This is a genomic window from Caballeronia eucalypticola (assembly GCF_047608185.1).
Taxonomy (GTDB): Bacteria; Pseudomonadota; Gammaproteobacteria; order Burkholderiales; family Burkholderiaceae; genus Caballeronia.
Window position 1 is genome coordinate 192,991 of sequence record NZ_JBLKRU010000001.1, and the last position, 18,143, is coordinate 211,133.

Annotated in this window: 10 protein-coding genes and 2 pseudogenes; 6 read left to right on the forward strand and 6 right to left on the reverse strand. The window is 57.1% G+C overall.

Annotated elements, in window-relative coordinates; translation table 11 throughout:
• Positions 1–17: 17 nt before the first annotated feature.
• Both ACMX25_RS00945 and ACMX25_RS00950 read right to left on the reverse strand, forming a co-directional pair.
• A complete protein-coding gene (locus ACMX25_RS00945; RefSeq protein ID WP_414947699.1) occupies positions 18–1,850 on the reverse strand; it encodes a sensor domain-containing protein in 1,833 nt (610 codons plus the stop codon).
• Between the two features lie 893 nt (positions 1,851–2,743).
• Entirely contained in the window at positions 2,744–3,376 is a 633-nt protein-coding gene (locus ACMX25_RS00950; protein ID WP_414947700.1) for a hypothetical protein, read from the reverse strand.
• Between the two features lie 110 nt (positions 3,377–3,486).
• Here ACMX25_RS00950 and ACMX25_RS00955 point away from each other — a divergent pair, with 110 nt between their 5' ends.
• Together ACMX25_RS00955 and ACMX25_RS00960 are read left to right on the forward strand one after the other, a co-directional pair.
• Complete coding sequence (locus tag ACMX25_RS00955) at positions 3,487–4,695, forward strand: sensor histidine kinase (protein WP_414947701.1); 1,209 nt, start codon at positions 3,487–3,489, stop codon at positions 4,693–4,695.
• 251 nt (positions 4,696–4,946) lie between these two features.
• Entirely contained in the window at positions 4,947–6,335 is a 1,389-nt protein-coding gene (locus tag ACMX25_RS00960) for a sigma-54 dependent transcriptional regulator (protein WP_414947702.1), read from the forward strand.
• Between the two features lie 558 nt (positions 6,336–6,893).
• Here ACMX25_RS00960 and ACMX25_RS00965 read toward each other — a convergent pair.
• Positions 6,894–9,920, reverse strand: a complete 3,027-nt coding sequence (locus ACMX25_RS00965) for an ankyrin repeat domain-containing protein (protein WP_414947703.1) — start codon at positions 9,918–9,920, stop codon at positions 6,894–6,896.
• 722 nt (positions 9,921–10,642) lie between these two features.
• Here ACMX25_RS00965 and istA point away from each other — a divergent pair.
• Positions 10,643–11,374 (forward strand): annotated as a pseudogene (gene istA, locus ACMX25_RS00970) (IS21 family transposase); the annotation flags it as partial.
• A 6-nt stretch (positions 11,375–11,380) separates the two neighbouring features.
• Here the strand turns inward: istA and ACMX25_RS00975 are convergent.
• The 3 genes from ACMX25_RS00975 to ACMX25_RS00985 form a co-directional block, all read right to left on the reverse strand.
• The gene (locus ACMX25_RS00975) at positions 11,381–13,621 is read right to left on the reverse strand and encodes a recombinase family protein (protein ID WP_414947930.1); all 2,241 of its coding nucleotides are present in this window, start codon (positions 13,619–13,621) and stop codon (positions 11,381–11,383) included.
• A 114-nt stretch (positions 13,622–13,735) separates the two neighbouring features.
• Positions 13,736–14,188: a helix-turn-helix domain-containing protein gene (locus ACMX25_RS00980; protein ID WP_414947704.1), complete on the reverse strand. Its 453-nt coding sequence runs from the start codon at positions 14,186–14,188 to the stop codon at positions 13,736–13,738.
• A gap of 188 nt (positions 14,189–14,376) precedes the next feature.
• Entirely contained in the window at positions 14,377–14,676 is a 300-nt protein-coding gene (locus tag ACMX25_RS00985) for a DUF5372 family protein (protein WP_414947931.1), read from the reverse strand.
• A 14-nt stretch (positions 14,677–14,690) separates the two neighbouring features.
• On the opposite strand from ACMX25_RS00985, the pseudogene ACMX25_RS00990 reads away from it, so the two are divergent.
• The 3 genes and pseudogenes from ACMX25_RS00990 to ACMX25_RS01000 form a co-directional block, all read left to right on the forward strand.
• Positions 14,691–15,470 (forward strand): annotated as a pseudogene (locus ACMX25_RS00990) (Mu transposase domain-containing protein); the annotation flags it as partial.
• 11 nt (positions 15,471–15,481) lie between these two features.
• Positions 15,482–16,249 (forward strand): IS21-like element helper ATPase IstB, encoded by a 768-nt coding sequence (gene istB / locus ACMX25_RS00995; protein WP_414947705.1) that lies wholly within the window; start codon positions 15,482–15,484, stop codon positions 16,247–16,249.
• 331 nt (positions 16,250–16,580) lie between these two features.
• Positions 16,581–17,966: a restriction endonuclease subunit S gene (locus tag ACMX25_RS01000; RefSeq protein WP_414947706.1), complete on the forward strand. Its 1,386-nt coding sequence runs from the start codon at positions 16,581–16,583 to the stop codon at positions 17,964–17,966.
• Positions 17,967–18,143 lie beyond the last annotated feature (177 nt).

Sequence of the window (18,143 nt, forward strand, 5' to 3'; positions counted from 1 at the left end):
CGTCACCGATTGGGAACTTAACAAACGGGGGCATCCATGTATAGACCATCACAAAATCCACATTGTTTTTGGAGAAGTGCCCCGCACGCAGCCGCATCGAGTGGCGGCGAGAACCAGAAGCCTTGCAGCTCGTCGCAGCCGTAGCGCAGCAATTGGTCACGCTGCTCGGCGGTCTCGACTCCTTCTGCAATAACCTGCAGATCGAGTTTGTGAGCCATCGCGACGATTGCCTCGACGATAGTGTGGGCGCTCGATTGCGAACCGAGCTCGCTGACGAACGAACGATCCAGTTTGATGCGACGCACGGGGAATCGACGCAGGTAAGCAAGGTTGGAATACCCGGTGCCAAAGTCGTCGATCGCGATGCCGATGCCAAGTGCCTTGAAGCTGGCCAAGATGCGAACGCTCTCTTCCGCGTCCTTCATCGACAAGCTTTCGGTGATCTCTAGCTCCACCTGTTCGGGGGGAAGGCTGTGCTCCGCGAGCACCTGCGCAACCACTGATTCCAGCGCTGGGTTGTAGAACTGCCGCGCTGAAACATTAATACCCATGCGCACGGCCGGCATTCCGCTGCGCCGCCACGCTGCAGCCTGGGCGCAAGCAGTGCGTAACACCCATTCGCCAATCGGCTCGATCAGCCCCGAATCTTCGGCGAGCGGGATGAATTGCGTCGGAGGCACCAATCCGCGCACCGGATGCTGCCAGCGCACCAGCGCCTCTACGCCGACGATGCGCCCGCTGGCGATCTCGATCTGCGGCTGGTAGTGCAGCAGGAACTCGCCGCGCTGGAGTGCGCGCTTTAACTCGGTCTCGACCTCCAGTCGCTCGTTGGCGCGCGAGCTCAAATCAGGCGTGTAGCGCCGCACCCGGTTTCCGCCGTCTTCTTTCGCACCATACATCGCGGCGTCGGCACGCTTGACCAAAGTAATTGCATCCCCGCCGTCCTGCGGATAGAGACAGTAGCCCAAACTGCATGTGACGTTCACTTCGCGGTCGGCGACGAGCACCGGCTTGGCTACCACTCGGGAGATATGGTTGATCAAGTTTGTCAGCACGTCTGCGGGCATGGGATTGGGCAGCAACAGGACAAATTCGTCGCCACCAAGGCGGCCGAACGTGTCGCATGTGCGCACCAAGCGGCCGACGCGTCGTGTCACAACACGCAGCAATTCATCGCCGGCCGCGTGGCCCAGGCTGTCGTTGACGAGCTTGAACCGATCGAGATCGAGGAACAGCAATGTGAATGACTCATCGCGACGCCGGGCCAGCTCGATCGCTTGTTCAATGCGGTCCATCAACAGAGCCCGGTTTGGCAAACCGGTGAGAGTATCGTGCATCAACTGATGCCGCAGCTCCTGCTCGAAGCGTTGCCGCTCTTTCACTTCGAGATCCAGTCGTGCGACGGTGGCCTGCAGCTGAAACGCCCCCTCCGCCGCCTGCGCGTGAGCGGCCTGCAGCGCCAGTTCCGCTGCCTTCTGCGTGGTGATCTCGTAGTTGATGCCCACTAGCCCGACGATGCGGCCGGCGTCATCGCGCACCGCCACCTTGGTCGTGACCAGCCAGGCTTCTTCTTCGAGCAGCAGATATCTGGCGTGCTCTTCCTGATTCAGGAGCGAGCGCCCGCATCGTAAGACTTCCTGTTCCTGTCGGTTGTATTCGCTCGCTAACTCGAGTGGATAAAAGTCGTAATCGGTCTTCCCAAGCAGCTCTGTGGGGTCGGACACGCCCATGCCCCGGGCCACCGCGCCGTTGGCGAAGATGAACCGGCCTTGAATATCCTTCGCATAGATGCGGTGCGGTACGTTCTCGGCAAGCGCACGCAGTAGGGTGTGCTCGAAGGCGCTGGACACGCTGGCAGTATCGCCAACTGCTGAATTGGACCTGGAAAAATGCTTCGGAGGCGCAGTCAACATGACTCCACGCGCTTGCGCGAACTGACAATCGACCAAGGCGCTAGATCGATCACGCGTCGGGCTGGCAGCGAATGAGCAACGTGAACGTTCATTATTCGAGGCCTCCAAAGCCGACTCGGTGATTAAGAGCGCCGAGAGGCGCTCTTAATGCCTTTAACGGCAGGCCCTCAGTCTACTCCATGGTAAAGAACCCGAAACGGGATGCGAACGGGCTGCCGAACCGAAAAGAGGAAATTGAACGGCAGTTTCGCCTGATAATGAGATGCGGAGCGATTGAGGCACATGGCAGTTATATACGCTTCGACGCTTGCACCGGTCATCGTCTTTACCGGCCGTAGTTTGATGCAAGTAGATAAAACAAATACGTTGCCTTATTCACAACTAAAAATTACAAAATGTACCCCTCCTCGATAAGAGCACATTTTCCTTCATTAGGTTGTATCGGATTGTTGTCCGAGCAGCAAGCAACGCTGAGCTTTCTATCCATCGGATCGTGTGCCCTAGTTGTGAGACGTCTCGAAATCTCAAAACAGAGTTTCACCCCAATCGCACGAAGCTCTTCACAGCGTCAAATTTTTGTTCGCCCTCCTTAAATTAAGGTACTCTACTCCCTGTTCTGGACCAAACAATATCGAAACATGCGTCGGAATTCGGTAGTCTTTTAGAACGGAGATAATAGTCTAACCAATTAAATTTCTCGCGCTTCGCCATTGTGCAGTTTGCTTTCCAGCTTTGTTGGAACGATCGTGCCGATTTGCCGTGTTTGAGAATGCGACCCTGTTTTTCTGAAAAAAGATAGAGCGGACGATTTTACTGATCAGCGCTGTCCGTTAAGGCGAATTACCTTCCCCAAAAGCTGCCCTGCTAATGGATAACCGATTTGCGGCGGCCGTGGCAGCCATTGATGCGCAAAAACAGTACAGAGAATGACGGAGTGCACATGACCGTTTTTTCTTCGACAAAATCGTAATGGCGATGTGCAGCGAACTGGTTCGAGCCATGATCTGCAGCATTGTTGATGCCGTAAGCGCAACAAATACGCTCGGAATTGTTACCTTCGCAAATTCAGAGACATTCCGGATCAAAGAGCGGACGCGAGGGAATGCCTCAACAAAGCTGATTCGTAGCGTGTTGATCCCTGTGAGCGAAGATGGCTGAAGCACATCTGATTTTGTCGTGTCACGCGCCGTAGACAAATAAGCGGGAGCGCACACATCGCCCTGCGCACTGCTATTGGCGAGAGACCATGGTGTATTGGCGATCGAACACACTTGCCTCGCCCTTTGGGCAATCAAAAGGAAAAATTCGATGGAATTCAGGTGGTTTTCGCGGACACGAAAGAGCTCACGCACCTGCAACCCGTTGAAAGGGAAGATCTGCTCGCTGAAGCTCTCTTCCCATGGAATACGCGATCGCGGGATAAACATTATCGCCAGGACCATCGCCCCCGTTTCGCTGCGCACCCACTAGCACGTGACTCATCGAACCGGAATTACAGCAAATCAGAGCCTAAAGCGCAGATCCCAGATTCCCCGCGTAGCGCTGCCTTGTTGCCGCAGAGTGCGCCGGACCGATGAATGTTTTTGAAAAAGTGTTACACCGCTACGCGCAAGGTGACGCAATGATGCACGAATTCTTGTTGAATAATCGCAAGGCCTTGATTGAACGCTGTAGGAGTAAAGTCGCTCGGCGATCTGGCCGTGCGATGAGCAAAGAACAACTGCAAAACGGCGTTCCATTATTCCTGGATCAAGTGATTGAGACGCTCAAAATCGAACAGACAAGCGATCCCTTATCCCGCGGCGGAAATCACGGCTTGTCGGTGAGCGAATTGATTCCGGACGACGCGGACCGAACAGCCGCGGATTACGGGCGCGAACTTCTGATTCTCGGATTTTCTATCGACCAAGTCGTACACAGTTATGGCGATTTGTGTCAGGCGATCGCGGACCTTGCGTACGAGTGCGAGGCACGCTTTGAGATCGATGAATTCAGAACGCTCAACCGCTGCCTGGACAATGCGATAGCTAGCGCTGTCGTGGAGTACAGCACGCAGCGTGATTTCACGTCGGCGCATAACACCGCGCTCGAGATGACCGAAAAGATAGAGTACCTGGCCGAGGATTTACGAAGTCGTCTCGGAACTGCAATGCTTGCCTTTGCGGCCGCGAAGGCAAGCAATCTAAGTCTTAAGGGGGCAACCGGTTCGGTGCTCGAACATGGCTTATTTGAGTTACGCGATTTGATCGATCGGGCGCTAGCCGAGACACGCTCAGCGGCCGGAGACTCCCAATACGAGGAAGTGTTTTCCGTCGCCGAGCTCATCGAAGAGATTAAATTCGCTGCGGAGCTAGCTGCTCAGGTACGCGGTTGCTCCCTACTTGTTACAGCTGTTAGTCCAAATCTCAATGCCAAGGGCAATCGAGACCTACTATATGCCGCTCTCGGAAGTCTGGTGCAAAACGCTTTCAAATTCACCAGAACACACACCGCAGTCCTATTGAATGTACAGACAGCGGCGGACCGCATCTTGATTGATGTCGTTGATCACTGTGGCGGCCTTCCAAGGGGAGATACGGAAGACATATTCTTGCCTTTTACGCAGAGCACTCATGACAGAAGCGGACTTGGCCTTGGCCTCGCTATTGCCAGGAAAAACGTCGAAATGAATGGAGGGAGTCTCACCGCACGCGATATGCCCGGAAAAGGCTGTGTATTTACGATAAGTCTTCCTCTTTACGATGGGTCATCGCCTGGCTCGAGAAAAAATCGCTCCCTCTGATACACACCGCGAGCACTGTACGCGACGTTACATCCAACGCCGGAATTGGCCTTTTGTGTGTGTGTACCTTGCAGCGCGGGTCGGATAGACGGATTTCCGACATTTCGTATCTGCAAAGTTTCGCTACCGTGCCACCATCAGGCCGATCGTCTGAAGCACACAGTTGCGAGCACGATGCTGAACATTTTCCGATTCGACCCGTTCTCCAGCGGCATCCCCTCGGAATAAAGCGTGATCCATGAGAGAGAACGATGACCGAGGATGCGAGGACGCTCTACTATGTTGGCGACAAAGTGGTTGCGTCTTTACGAGCGCTCATTGAGGATCGAGCATGGCAAGTTGAAACGATCGGGCCGGACGACGACTTTGGGATCACACGCCGGTTCGAAAGTGCGTCGGCGGGGTTATTTGACTTCTCCACATGTCAGCGTCCACTGGATTTTCCGGTTCTTCGTGGGTTGCTGTCTCATTCGCAAATCGGATGGGTGGCGATATGCCATCCGACCAACATTGAAGACGCAGGCGTGCTCCAGCTGATTCGCGATTATTTCTTCGCCTACGTCACGTTGCCGGCATCGAACGATCGAATCATTGATGCCATCGACCACGCCTACGGCATGGCCTCGTTGGTCGAGCGCGCTTGGAAGGATCAGCCCGACAGTCACTCAGAGGGTCACATGGTCGGATCATGTGACGCAATGCTTGCGCTGTTCAGTTCTATCCGGAAGGTTGCAATGACGGACGCGCCCGTGTTCATCTCTGGCGAGTCGGGAACAGGCAAAGAATTGACCGCGCTCGCCATTCACGCCCGTTCGGTGCGGTGTGATCGGCCGTTCATCGCGATCAACTGCGGCGCTATTCCTACTCACTTTCTTCAATCGGAATTGTTTGGCTATGAACGCGGTGCGTTCACAGGTGCTAACCAGCGCAAGATCGGACGGGCGGAGGCTGCAAACGGTGGCACTCTTTTCCTCGATGAGATCGGAGACTTGCCGCCCGAAAGCCAAGCGAGCTTGTTGCGCTTCCTGCAAGAGCGCACGGTTGAACGGCTCGGTGGCCATGCCCCCACTCCCGTAGACGTGCGCATCATTTCCGCGACACACGTGGCGATGCGGACGGCCGTGAGCGATGGTCGTTTTCGGACCGATCTGTTCCACCGCCTGTGCGTGCTGCAGATCAAAGAACCTCCGCTGCGCGCGCGTGGCAGAGATATCGAGTTGCTTGCGAACCACATACTCGAGCGTTTCAAGATGGACGCCAGTCGTCGAGTACGCGGATTTGCGCCCGATGCGATCGCTGCAATCCAAGTCTATGGATGGCCCGGCAACGTGCGCGAGCTGATCAACCGCGTGCGCCGCGCGATTGTCATGTCCGAGGGACGACAGATCCACGCGGTCGATCTCGAACTCGGGGAGCATGTCGAGGGCGCGCCAATGTCGCTGGCACGGGCGCGCGAAGCCGCAGAACGCCAAGCTATTGAACTGGCATTGCTGCGTCATCGAGGACGCCTAGGCGATGCAGCGAAGGATCTGGGAATTTCCCGCGTAACGCTATATCGATTGCTTAACACTCATGCATCGCGGGGGGCAACGTCACTTCCAGACGTTGACATGGAGGACGCGTCCGGGCCGAATGACTGAGCTTCGTCCATGGTGTGCCGCACAGTTTGAGCCTAAGACGATTTACTCGTCGATCAACGACGGGACTCCTAATCGAACGAGCGTCTACAAACGAGCATCATCCTCAGCCAACTTGGCTGCATGCTGGTGTTTTGAGTGCGATTGTCCCCATGCCGAAAGGGTACATAGCTTACCCAGGGGATGAGTGAATTTCTCCTCGCATGAGCGAACCTTTTTTGCAGCGAACGGCCGTATAGATGACGGAATTGCCCCTCGGCGCCCGAATCAAAACACAGAGGTCAGGATTCCGCAAACCAACAGGGTTTCTCTATGCGACGAAAGTTAACTCAACGTCGGCTGTGCGCCGAACTTCGGTCATTCGACCGCGTCTGGTGAAATTCTCTTAGTGGCCGAACTGAGCCCGACTACGGCCGGCTCTGATCGACCGACTGCCGCCGCCCCGAACAGCGCCGCCACTGTGACCGCTTCCAAGCCACAGCGGCCGTCGACTCTTCGAGTCCACCGGCGATTAATCGGCGTTATGCAAAGCGCTTTATACGGCCAACGAGGATCGGCACGTCAATCCTTCTTCCGTCTTTCGATTTCTTGTCTCACACGTTCGATTTCAAGCCGTTTGGCTTCCTTTGTTCCCCATGGTGGCGCTCTGTTCTGGGTGGCTTCGGCGGCGGCATGAATACGTGCTTTGGCCGCAAGTTGGTTGGCTCTGCGTTCGTCCAACTCCCTCATTTTGGCCGCTTGCCGCTCGGCGGAGCGCTCAGCCGCAATGGGTGTAGTTCGTTCAGGTAGTCCGGCAAGGATCACAAGCTTGTCAATATTGTCCCAGGTGCTGATCCAGCCGTCGTTGTAGGCAAACTCGCTAATCAACGGGAGGTTGAGTGCCGTGTAGATCGGGAACCAGTTTTCTTCTTCGCCCTGGCGGCGGCGCACAGCAAGTTTGGGATTGAACTGGTACCGCCCGGTGGATACGCGCAGAAACAGGGATCGGTTGTAGGCATAGTCTCTGTCGATTTCGTTCCTCGCCAGCACGCCAGAAAGATGCTGGCGCTTGTTGCGCTCTGGCCGCACTAGGTTAGCGGGTAAGTGTTGCCAGGCATCGAGGATGATTTGGGTCTGGAACGCGCTGTCCGCATTGCGTCGTATCTTGCTGAATCGGGCTTTGAACAATACCCACAGGGTCTGGAACAGAAAGTATTCAGACAGATGCCGGTCGATGCGGACCAAGCGATCACCCGCTCTGACATCAATGCAGGGCGGAGCCAAGCATTCATAGATTGCCGCCAGCGGGCCAGCAGCGAACTTTGCATCGCCAAATGCCTGACGCAAAGCCCAGTGCAGTGCATTGTGACCATAGTGATCGACGGCATCGCGGTCGGCACCGCGCTCCAGCAGGGCTTCCACCAGCGCCACATTTCCTGCAGCAGCTGCGGCCATCAGTGGCGTCTGGTTCATTGGCAGGCGATGATCGACGCCATGCTGGTCGCACTGCCTGAGGATATCCTTGAAGTGATTGGCGAAGAAAGGGACGTAGCTCTTGCGGGCGAACACCGCACGCTGCTGATCAAAGGTTCGTGCCTGCTCGAACTTCGCCTCAACGGCCAGCCACTCGGCGAGCTGCGGTTCATCGAAGCAGGTGGCATAGTCAAAGAGTTGCTGCTTGCTCTTGTTACCCGGAGACTGCTCGCGGAAGACCTTGATCAACAGCTCCCTGACCTTGGCCTCATCGAACACCGGCCATGGCACCGGGACCTGCTTCAATATGGTGCGGCGGATGGCCTCCGCCTGCTCCTGCTTGCCCTGCAGTTCGAGTTTTCGTGCTTCCTTCTGCCAGTCTTCGAGCGTGGATTGTTTGGCCTCGATCTTGGTCTGGCCCTCGATCAGATCCAGCAGCCCGAACAGATCATGCCCTGTGTCCGACTCGATCATGTAGATGTTCTTGATGGCGCGCGTCAGCGCTACATACAGCGCATTGACGAAGAACTTATAGACTTCGAGCGACTTGTCACTCTTGTCTTTGGCGCGTTTGTAATCCAGTGTCTCGACCGCCAGATCGGTCTTGACGATGCCCTCGGCGATGTCGTTGAACTCGCCGCGGTGATCCGAGATGAAACGGTAGAGCACAATGTTCTCGTATTCGAGACCCTTGGCTTCGTGGATCGAGAACAATAGCGGCGTGGCAAAGTGCTTGCGGGCGTCGGCCTTGTCCTCATCGCGCATCACCAGGACGGCGAACTGGGTGGATTGGCGAATCTTCTGGTCCAGTTCGCGCTTGGTGGCGTCCTTGTCGGGCATCAGCGTAACCTGGCCGGTCTCGCCGCCGACGGCCTGGACCAAGAAGTTGCTCTCGCGGTCGATGGAGCCGAAACGCCGCTGCTTGACCTTGAGCAACTGATTGGCGACGCGTGTGGCCTCCAGGCCGTTGCGAAAGTTGGCCGTTAGCACGCGCAATTCCTGCCGCTCGGCCACTTTCGGGTCTTTCCAGAACAGGCTCTTGACTTGGCTCCAGGAAAAGAAATTGGGATGGACTATCTGGTTGGAATCCCCGCAGAGCATGAAATAGCCAGGCTTCTTCAGGGTTTTCAGCACGAGCGCGAGTTGCACGGTGGTGATGTCTTGCACCTCGTCAATAACCACAAAGTCGTAGCGCGGCGCGGCCAGCGCTTGCCAGTCCTGGGCGACAAGATTCAGGTCGTAGAGCTTTGCCTCGGCGAGCCAGGCGCGGTACTTCTCAAACAGATTGTAGAGTTGGTCGCGCCGTTCTACGGAAAAGATCGATTGACGCACCCCCAGTGCTTGATACTCGTCGCGCCACAGGACGCCGCTCGCCCCGGCAGCAATCACGCCGCGAATCTCCTCGAAAGCCTGATGGGCTTCTACATCCTTGAAGTTCTGCCGTATGCGGGAGTACCAGCCCGAAAAGTCACGCCAGGTAGCTTCGCGTCCTGCCGGAACGCGGATCGACTCGACAAACTCGCGGTAGGACAGAAATACAGCATCCTGGCCGCCATGCTCGAAACCGTTGGCGTAATAAAGGTCGCGGGCGCTCTGCGCGAGGAACGTGGAGTGAGTGACGTAGAGGACCTCACCTTCGGCATGCTTGAGCTTTTCAAGCGTCAGTGCGGTCTTGCCGCTGCCAGCGCTGCCGACGACAATTAAGGGAGGTGGCTGTCGGTAAATAGTCTCTTGCGTATCATCAAACGAGATCGGTTTGTCGAGCAGGTGAATGCCGGTACGCTCGGGATGAAGGTAGCGTAGAGCTTGCGCCTCCTTAATGGCGTCATCGGCGCTGATGTCTGAAATTTTGCTCTCGTCAATCACCGCGCCGCGCAAGAAACGTGACTTGTCGTAAGCGTGATTGGCGATCACTTCCAGCATCAGTGCGCAGACTTCATCCCCGTGGCGCACCAGAGAGAACAACAGCCGGTCGGCGTCATCCAGCTTCGCCCGGTAGAACTTGCCGTGGCTCAGATTGGCGAGCTTCTTGACTTGGGCAGCACGGAAGTCGTGGCGAGCGATGGCCGCGCACACCTTGTCGTAGCTGGCCTTGACGCGTGAGGTGTCGAGGCCGGTGTATTCGAGGATCTTCATGAGGCGACGAGGATGCGAACATGTACAAGAGCAAGAATTCTCTCATGGTCGTGTGGCCTGCCAACTTCTATAGCAAGCTTTCCGTTCTTGAACGGCAGTTATGCGGCATGAACCGGACGCCCTATGACTGACGATTTCCTCATACTGAATGACGGGTTTTGGCCGGCTACCGTCTGTCGCCGATCGGCGGTACCCGACCCTTCTCCGACATACCGATCTGCGGGCGGAATGGCTGCTAACCATGGTTGAACCGTCAGACTGCGCCGGTGTACATCAAAGCTCGCGGAGAAACTCAATCAATGCCGCGTTGACAAAATCCGGGGCCTCCTGTTGCAGCCAATGCCCTGCTTGCGGAACGACCCGAGAGGCTGACAACTTGGGCACGATCTGAGGCATGCCACCGATAATCTCGTGCATGCCTGGCATTGCCAGACCCGTGTCTCGCTCGCCGACAAGGTACAGGGCGGGAACCTCGACGAGCAGGCCCTCCAAAGCTGATTGCACTTCCCAATTGCGGTCGAGGTTGCGGTAGTTGCGTATTTCGGATGAAGGTGACCGGCCGTTTCGGGATCGTGACCGGCCGTTTCGGCAACGTGACCGGCCGTTTCGGGAACGTGACCGAGCGGACCGGACAGCAGGATTGGCGTTGCGCATGACATCAATCACGCGGGTTATGCTCGCCGGCTTTGGCCGGAGAGACGATGCCCGCGCACCGGATGAACATGCGCATGATCAAGGACGTTTTACGACTTAAATTCGACGCTGGCTTCTCGCACGATCGAATCGCCGCGTCGCTGGGCATTTCCAAGGGTGTGGTCACAAAGTACGTCGGGCTGGCTGGTGCCGCCGGGCTCGACTGGGCGAGCGCTTGCGACATGGACGAAGGCGAGCTCGAGCGGCGGCTGCTCGGCAAGCCCACCGGACCTGCTGCCTACGCCCAACCCGACTACGGGCGCATCCATCAAGAGCTACGCCGTAAGGGTGTGACGCTGACGCTTTTGTGGGAGGAATACCAGGCTCAGTTTGCGAACCGGCAGACCTACCGTTACACGCAGTTCTGTGAACACTATAAGGCGTTCGCCAAACGCCTGAAGCGCTCGATGCGACAGATCCACCGAGCTGGCGAGAAGCTGTTCGTCGACTTCGCCGGCCCCACGCTGGCGCTGACCACCGGGCGTCGCGCGCATATCTTTGTGGCCGCCATGGGCGCATCGAGTTATACGTTCGCATGCGCCACGCCAGCCGAGACGATGGAGGACTGGCTGAACGGTATCGGCCGCGCGCTGACGTTCTACGGCGGCGTTCCACAACTGATCGTGCCGGACAACCCGCGTGCGATGATCGCTGACCCTGACCGTTACGAGCCGCGCGCAGGCGACACCGTGTTGGACTTCGCGCGTCACTACGGAACCTCATTCTTGCCGGCACGCGTGTATCGCCCCCAGGACAAGGCGTACGCTTCATACTGCACCTTGTGTGGTTGGTGGAACAGCGATAAACGTCGGTTGTGTCGAACTGTAGCGGCCGCCTTGCCCTTTGACCAAGACGACGTCGCCGACGGGCTCGTAGAGGCAACGATGCAGGTTACCGTAGCGATGCTGACGCAACACCCCGCGTTGGCCCCACAGGTAGACGCTAGTCGGGCAGACTCCGAGTTGTGCGGCGAGCTCGTTGGCTGTCACCATGCCGCGTGCGCGAAGGCGTTCAAACCGGCTCTTGAGCCGGTAGGCGGTGCGGATGATGAGAACCTTCTTGTGCGTGAACGCTTCACCTTTCCAGTTTGTATAACCGAGCGCATTAAGTTGTTCGGCGACTTGCCGATCCGAGCCGGTTTCGAGGAGTTCGTCGACCTTCGCAACGACTTCCGGCAGCGTCTTGCGAATCAGTGCGATGGGCTTGGGCTTATCGATCTCCAACGAAGTTGTTCGGCCGCCGCGAAAGCGTACATGGATCGCAACGCGTTCGGACTTGACCAAGGTTACGTCTTCAATGAGCAAAGCGACCATGCGCTTGCGCTCGACCGGCACGACTCGTCGGTCATTCCAAACGCGGGGGAAGTCTTCGGCGAGCGCCTGAATCTGGGTTCGCGCATCGCTGCTTAATAGCTTGTGATCGGCGTTCTGAAGTCGTTCGTTCTCCTGTTGCAATCCATCCAGCACGCGCAGACGTTCGTTCCAGTCCGCTTCCAGCGTGTCAGCGACAAGCCGGTTGGTCGGATCGACACTCATATATCGCCGGCGCGCAAGCTCGGCATCGTAGCGCGCTCTAACCAGTTGATTCTGACGCCGAACCGCTGCCTGTTTGACTCGCCCCGATATCTCGTCTTCGACCGCTAGTGCGACTTCGAGCACAGCGGGTGCGACGCTGTCCAGAAGCAGCGAGCCTATCGCGTCATCGATGGCGCTCCCGCGAACAGACTGACAGGGTTTGCCGGCGCGGCGCACCGGATTCTCCGTGCACATATAGTACGGCTCGAGTTTATTGCCCACGACTTGATACCGTACGCGCATGCGTGCGCCACACACTCCGCACACGACGCGCCCCTGCAGGAGCCCAACGCCCTCGCGTGGCATGCTGCCTCGTCGATCGCGCCCGAATCCGGTTAAATTCTGCTTAAGCGTCGCCTGGTTGCGTTCGAACTCCTCCCAATCGATAAAGCCTGGATGAGCCTTCTGAATTAACACCTGCCAATTCTCTCGATCAACCTTAAGCGCCGTGGATTTACGTCCCGGACGATACGCTCCGCGTGTGCGGCCATATACGAAGGCGCCAGCATAACGGGGGTTGTGCAGTATCTGGATGACGCGGCAGTGGTCCAACGGCCCCCAAAGCAGGTCCCCTTTGCCAACTCCCCGACGGATGCGACGCGGAAACTGCCAGCCTTCCTGGCGAAATCGCTTGACCGTAGCGGTAGCTGACGCAGCAAGCCGAAATGTGTCGAAGAGCAACTGCAGCGCGCCCCGGACCTGTTGATCAGGATCGAGCGCCACTGAGCCATTCGGGTGGTACACAAGCCCGATGGGCAAAGGTATTTCCAATTCGCCCCGGCGTGCCTTGTTCTTGATCCCGCCTTGTAGCCGACCCTTGAGAATATGAAGTTCGGCCTCGCTCATGGCGCCCTTTAAGCCCAATAAAAGGCGGTCATTAAACTGACCCGGATCGTAAATTCCATCTTCGTCCAAAATCAAAGTTTGCGTGAGCGATGCAAGCTCGATCAAGCGATGCCAGTCTGCATTATTGCGCGCAAGACGCGACACTTCCAAGCCCAACACGATGCCGGCGTGACCGTTAGCCACCTCAGCGACCAGGTGCTGAAAGCCGTCTCGATCCTTGGCGCTGGAACCGGACATGCCAAGGTCGTTATCGACGACGTGAATGCGTTCGATCGGCCAGCCAAGCGCAACCGCGCGATCGCGTAGCGCATATTGCCGCTTCGTACTCTCGGTGTTCTCGAACACCTGCCGAAGCGATGACTGTCGAATATAAAGAAACGCATCTCGCCGCAAATGTTCGGCGGTGACCTTCTGAGCGGAGTTAGTAGACATGGGCAAGCTCCTCGTGGGCGCGCAGCACGAGGTTGGCCAGCACGCGGACAAGCGCGCCGTTATCCCGCACTGAATTGGAAGCAAGAACGGTTGGGGTGAGAGCCTCGATGCGCGAAGCGTCCGGGCGTTGGATCGCCAGCCCGTGCAACAGGCCATGAAAGCGTATCGCCGCGTGACCTTCTGAGTTGGGACCTGTGCCGAGGAGGTCGGCCCGTAGCGCTTCGTAGCGAGCAAGCGCCGACGATGGCGGACGGAATTGAGGCGAATAGTCTACGGTTTTTTTTTGCGCGCTAACGCGCGTTCGATACTGCGCGGGTGGATCGACAGCTCTAGCTTGGTTTCGATCTCCTGCGCAAGCGCACGAGCGCGGATGCTGCCATCTTGCTCCAGACGCTCCTCGATGAACGCCATGACCACCGAGTTGAGTTTGTGCGCGCCCTTGGGCCCGCGCTGTTTCGGGAGCAGCCCTGGCAGCCCCTCGCTCGCAAAGGCGCTCTCCGCTTGATAGAACGTCGGTCTGGACATTCCGAATAAGGCCGCTGCCTCGGCCTTGGAAGCGCCATCGACCTGAACATGACGCAACATCTCGTACTTGACCTGAACCATGTCGTCGGGATCGAAGAAATCGCCTGATCGAAACCATGGAGCCCGTATTCGATCGGGATGAGGATTGAGACCACCGAGTTCGCGTAGTCGATCGCGCTTTGACGGCGGCTTGGTCATTACACGAGCCTTCGTTGATGTAATGGCAATTAAAATATGCCTGAACATTCGATATGTCAAGCATTTCGGTGATCAGGTAAATTCCTAATACAGCCGAATTAGTGCGGCAAAAATGCAGATTATCCTCTTCAAGCGGATGCAACGGCATCTTCAAAGCGGCGTATTTATCTTTACGTATACGGCGAAATTTATTTGACATCGTGCGCTCCCAACAGATCGTCAACAAGCGCGCGCAATCGAAGCAAGTCGTCCGTTCTGAACGAGGATCGAACTCCCGAAGCTTGTGCGAACAAATCCGGTTCCGGCACGTCTGTCCAGGACGCTAAAACCGAGCGCAGCCGCTTGTTCGCGTCGAAATACATCACCCGGTCTTCGCCCCAATTCAGCCGCCGGCTCACCAAAACGAAGCTATTTCCGTGAAGCGGGTGAAATGGATGGGTGATCTCGAAGAACGCGCCTTTGACTACGCGTTGTTCCTCATGACAGATAGTTGCTGACTTGCGAGAAGCCGAAGGTTGAAGTAGCGGTTCAAATCGTCGAGCGCTGGATCATGGCGCGCCTGCGTCATCATCGATTCGAAACTATTGAGTCGGTCAACGACGCGATCCGCCCACTACTGAAGAACCTGAACGGGCGTCCGTTTCAGAAGCTGCCGGGATGCCGCGCCACCGCATTTGCCGAACGGGACGCGCCGGCTTTACAACCGCTGCCGGTGCAGCCGTATGAGCTGGCGCGGTTCAAGTCGGTCACGGTCCACATTGACTATCACGTTGAGATCGACAAACACCGCTACAGCGTTCCGCAAGCGCTAGTCGGACTCAAGCTCGATGCGCGAATCACGGCAGCCGCCGTCGAGTTGCTTCATCGCGGCCGCCGCGTGGCCAGCCACGCCCGCAACGATCGCGTGGGAGGCTACACGACAGTCGTAGAGCACATGCCGGCGGCACACCGCGCCCATCTCGAATGGACTCCGCAGCGCCTCATTCACTGGGGCCAGCAGATTGGCGGCGCAACCGGCGCGCTCGTGAGTCGGCTTCTTCAGGAGCAACGTCATCCCGAACATGGTTATCGGGCGTGCCTTGGACTGCTCTCACTCTCTCGTCGCTATGGCCCCGAGCGTCTGGAAGCGGCGTGCGCATTGGCACTCGAACTAGGCGTACACCGTTACCGCCACGTGCGCGACATCCTGATCAACAACCGTGACCGAGCCGCAGCAACAACGCCGGTTGAATGGATCAGCCCAAGCCACGCGCATGTGCGCGGCCCCAGCTACTACCAATAAGAGAACCCACCATGATGATGCAACAGACCTTGACGCAACTGCGCACCTTGAAGCTCGATGGCTTTGCCGACGGCTTGGAACAGCAATTGACGCAGCCCGGCACGGCGACTCTCAGTTTCGAGGAACGCTTGTCATTGTTGGTCGACCGGGAAGCGAGCTGGCGCGATGATCGCCGTCGCACCCGACTGCTTAAGCAAGCGCGCCTGAAGTATCCGCAAGCCGCCATTGAAGATCTGGACACTCGCGCAGGTCGAGGGATCGACCCGCGTTCGCTCACAAGCCTGGCTCTGGGCGACTGGGTTGAGGCCGGATACAGCCTGCTCATTAGCGGCGCGACCGGCGCCGGTAAGTCATGGCTCGCCTGCGCCTTGGCGCAGTATGCCTGCCGACGTGGACACTCTGCGTTGTATCTGCGCGTGCCGCGGTTGGGCGAGGAACTACGCGTTCTGCACGGCAACGGCGGCTTCACCAAATGGCTGCTGCAGGTTGCTCGCACTGATGTTCTCTTGCTGGACGATTGGGGAATGGCTCCGCTCGACGCAATGGTTCGAAATGATTTACTCGAGATGATCGACGACCGTTCTGCCGGCAAGGCCACGATCGTAACCAGCCAGCTACCGATCGAACACTGGCATGGCTGGATAGGCGACGAGACCATCGCCGACGCAATGCTTGATCGCCTCATGCACCGTCACCACCGCATCAAACTCACAGGCGAATCTCTAAGAAAGCCGCCTCCGAAGTCCAGCGTATTTGAACCAGCACTCGACCAAAACTAGGGAGGAACTCTACAATCGAAACCGCGCAACGCCCAACCTCGCCGAATCGGTCACGTTCCCGAAATCAGCGGTCACGTTCACCGAAATACGCACGGTAGTAATTCAATCCACCGAGAAAGCCAGAGATGCTGAATGCTCGGACAAACTTGTCGAGGTCGGCGGGTGCGAGCCACGCAGGTAACGAAGGCGGATCTATCAGAGAGTCGAGGAGCCCGCCACCCCGCGGCACTAGTCCGAATGGATTGCTCGCACGCGAGACCATGGAAGAATTGAATGGCGCCATCGAGGAGTTAAGAGCAATCCTGCTGGAGATAGGTGAGGAGGCCGATCAATGAGTCTGCTCCCTCCTATGTGGACTCGCGCGACGTTCGGTGCGCTAAATCGTTTCAGAGGTACATCTGTTGATCCGAGTAGCGCGCCGAATGAAATGTTTGAGCTGTACAGCGTTCCTGCGTTTCCTCTGCGCGTGCCAGAATATCTCCTCGGTCGGACCATTGGCTCGACTAAACAAGCGGTTCAACCTGACGATGTACTTGTCTGCAAAATCAATCCGCGAATCAATCGGGTCTGGCATGTCGGGAAACATACTAAATTCGGCCAAATCGCCTCTTCAGAATGGATCGCTTTTAGATGTCCCATCCTTGATTCGACGTATGTTCGCTACTTCTTTCGCAGCGCGGCCTTCCGAGAACTGATCTGTCAAGACTTAACTGGTGTCGGTGGGTCGCTAACGCGTGCGCAGCCCAAGCGCGTCGCCGAATTTCAGGTGCCAATTGCCCCACTCGCCGAACAGAAGCGCATCGCTAACAAGCTTGACACTGTGCTTGCACGCGTGGATGCATGCGGAGAACGGCTCGGGCGGGCGTCGGCGCTCCTTGCGCGTTTTCGGCAATCTGTCCTTTCCGCCGCTACTTCGGGCGAACTGACGAAGGATTGGCGATCAATATCAGGGCTTGCTGAGAAATGGACTGAGGTTCGGCTTGGCGAGATTGCCGATGTGCAGGGCGGCGTGACGAAAGATGCGAAGAAGCAGTCGCCCACTGATGAAGAAGTGCCCTACCTCAGGGTCGCAAATGTTCAGCGCGGCTATATAGATCTCACGGAGATCAAATGCATTCGAATTCCGAGTAGCAGGCTAGATAACTTGTTACTGGAAGCAGGAGACATTTTGTTTAACGAAGGTGGAGATATCGACAAGGTGGGGCGAGGTTGGGTATGGGAAAGTCAGATTCCACGGTGTTCGTTTCAGAATCATGTATTCAGGGCGCGCTTACACGACAAGCGAAACCAACCCAAGTACATTTCTTGGTGGAGCAATTTCCGTGGATTGGAGTACTTTTTGCGAGCCGGCAAACAGACAACGAACTTAGCCTCTATCAACAAGACAGTGTTGAGTGACCTGCCAATTTCGCTACCGCCGCATGAGGAACAAGCCGAAATTGTCCGCCGTGTCCAAATTCTCTTTGGCTATGCTGATCGCATCGAAGCTCGACTAACCCAAGCCCAAGTCGGCACTGACCGTCTAACGCCTGCTCTACTCGCCAAGGCATTCCGTGGCGAACTGCTGCCGCAAGACCCGAGCGACGAACCCGCGTCGGAGCTGTTGAAGCGTTTGGCCGAGAAGCGATCAGTGGCAGGCGTTGCTGCCAAGAACTTGCGCGGGCGAAAAGCGAGCCGGGTCGATGAGGACGAAGAGGAAAGCTCAGTCGCAGAGTAGCGAGGTTTTGTGGCGAAGATTGTATGCTTGGAGTGGGGGACGCTAATCTGGAATGCCGGAGCGTTGCCCCTCAGGTCTGGCTGTTTTGACGATGGCCCCCTTGTGCAGGTGAAATTTGCATGTCAATCGAAGGACGGTCGAATCTCGCTTGTACTGGATCGAGACACGTCAGCGGTT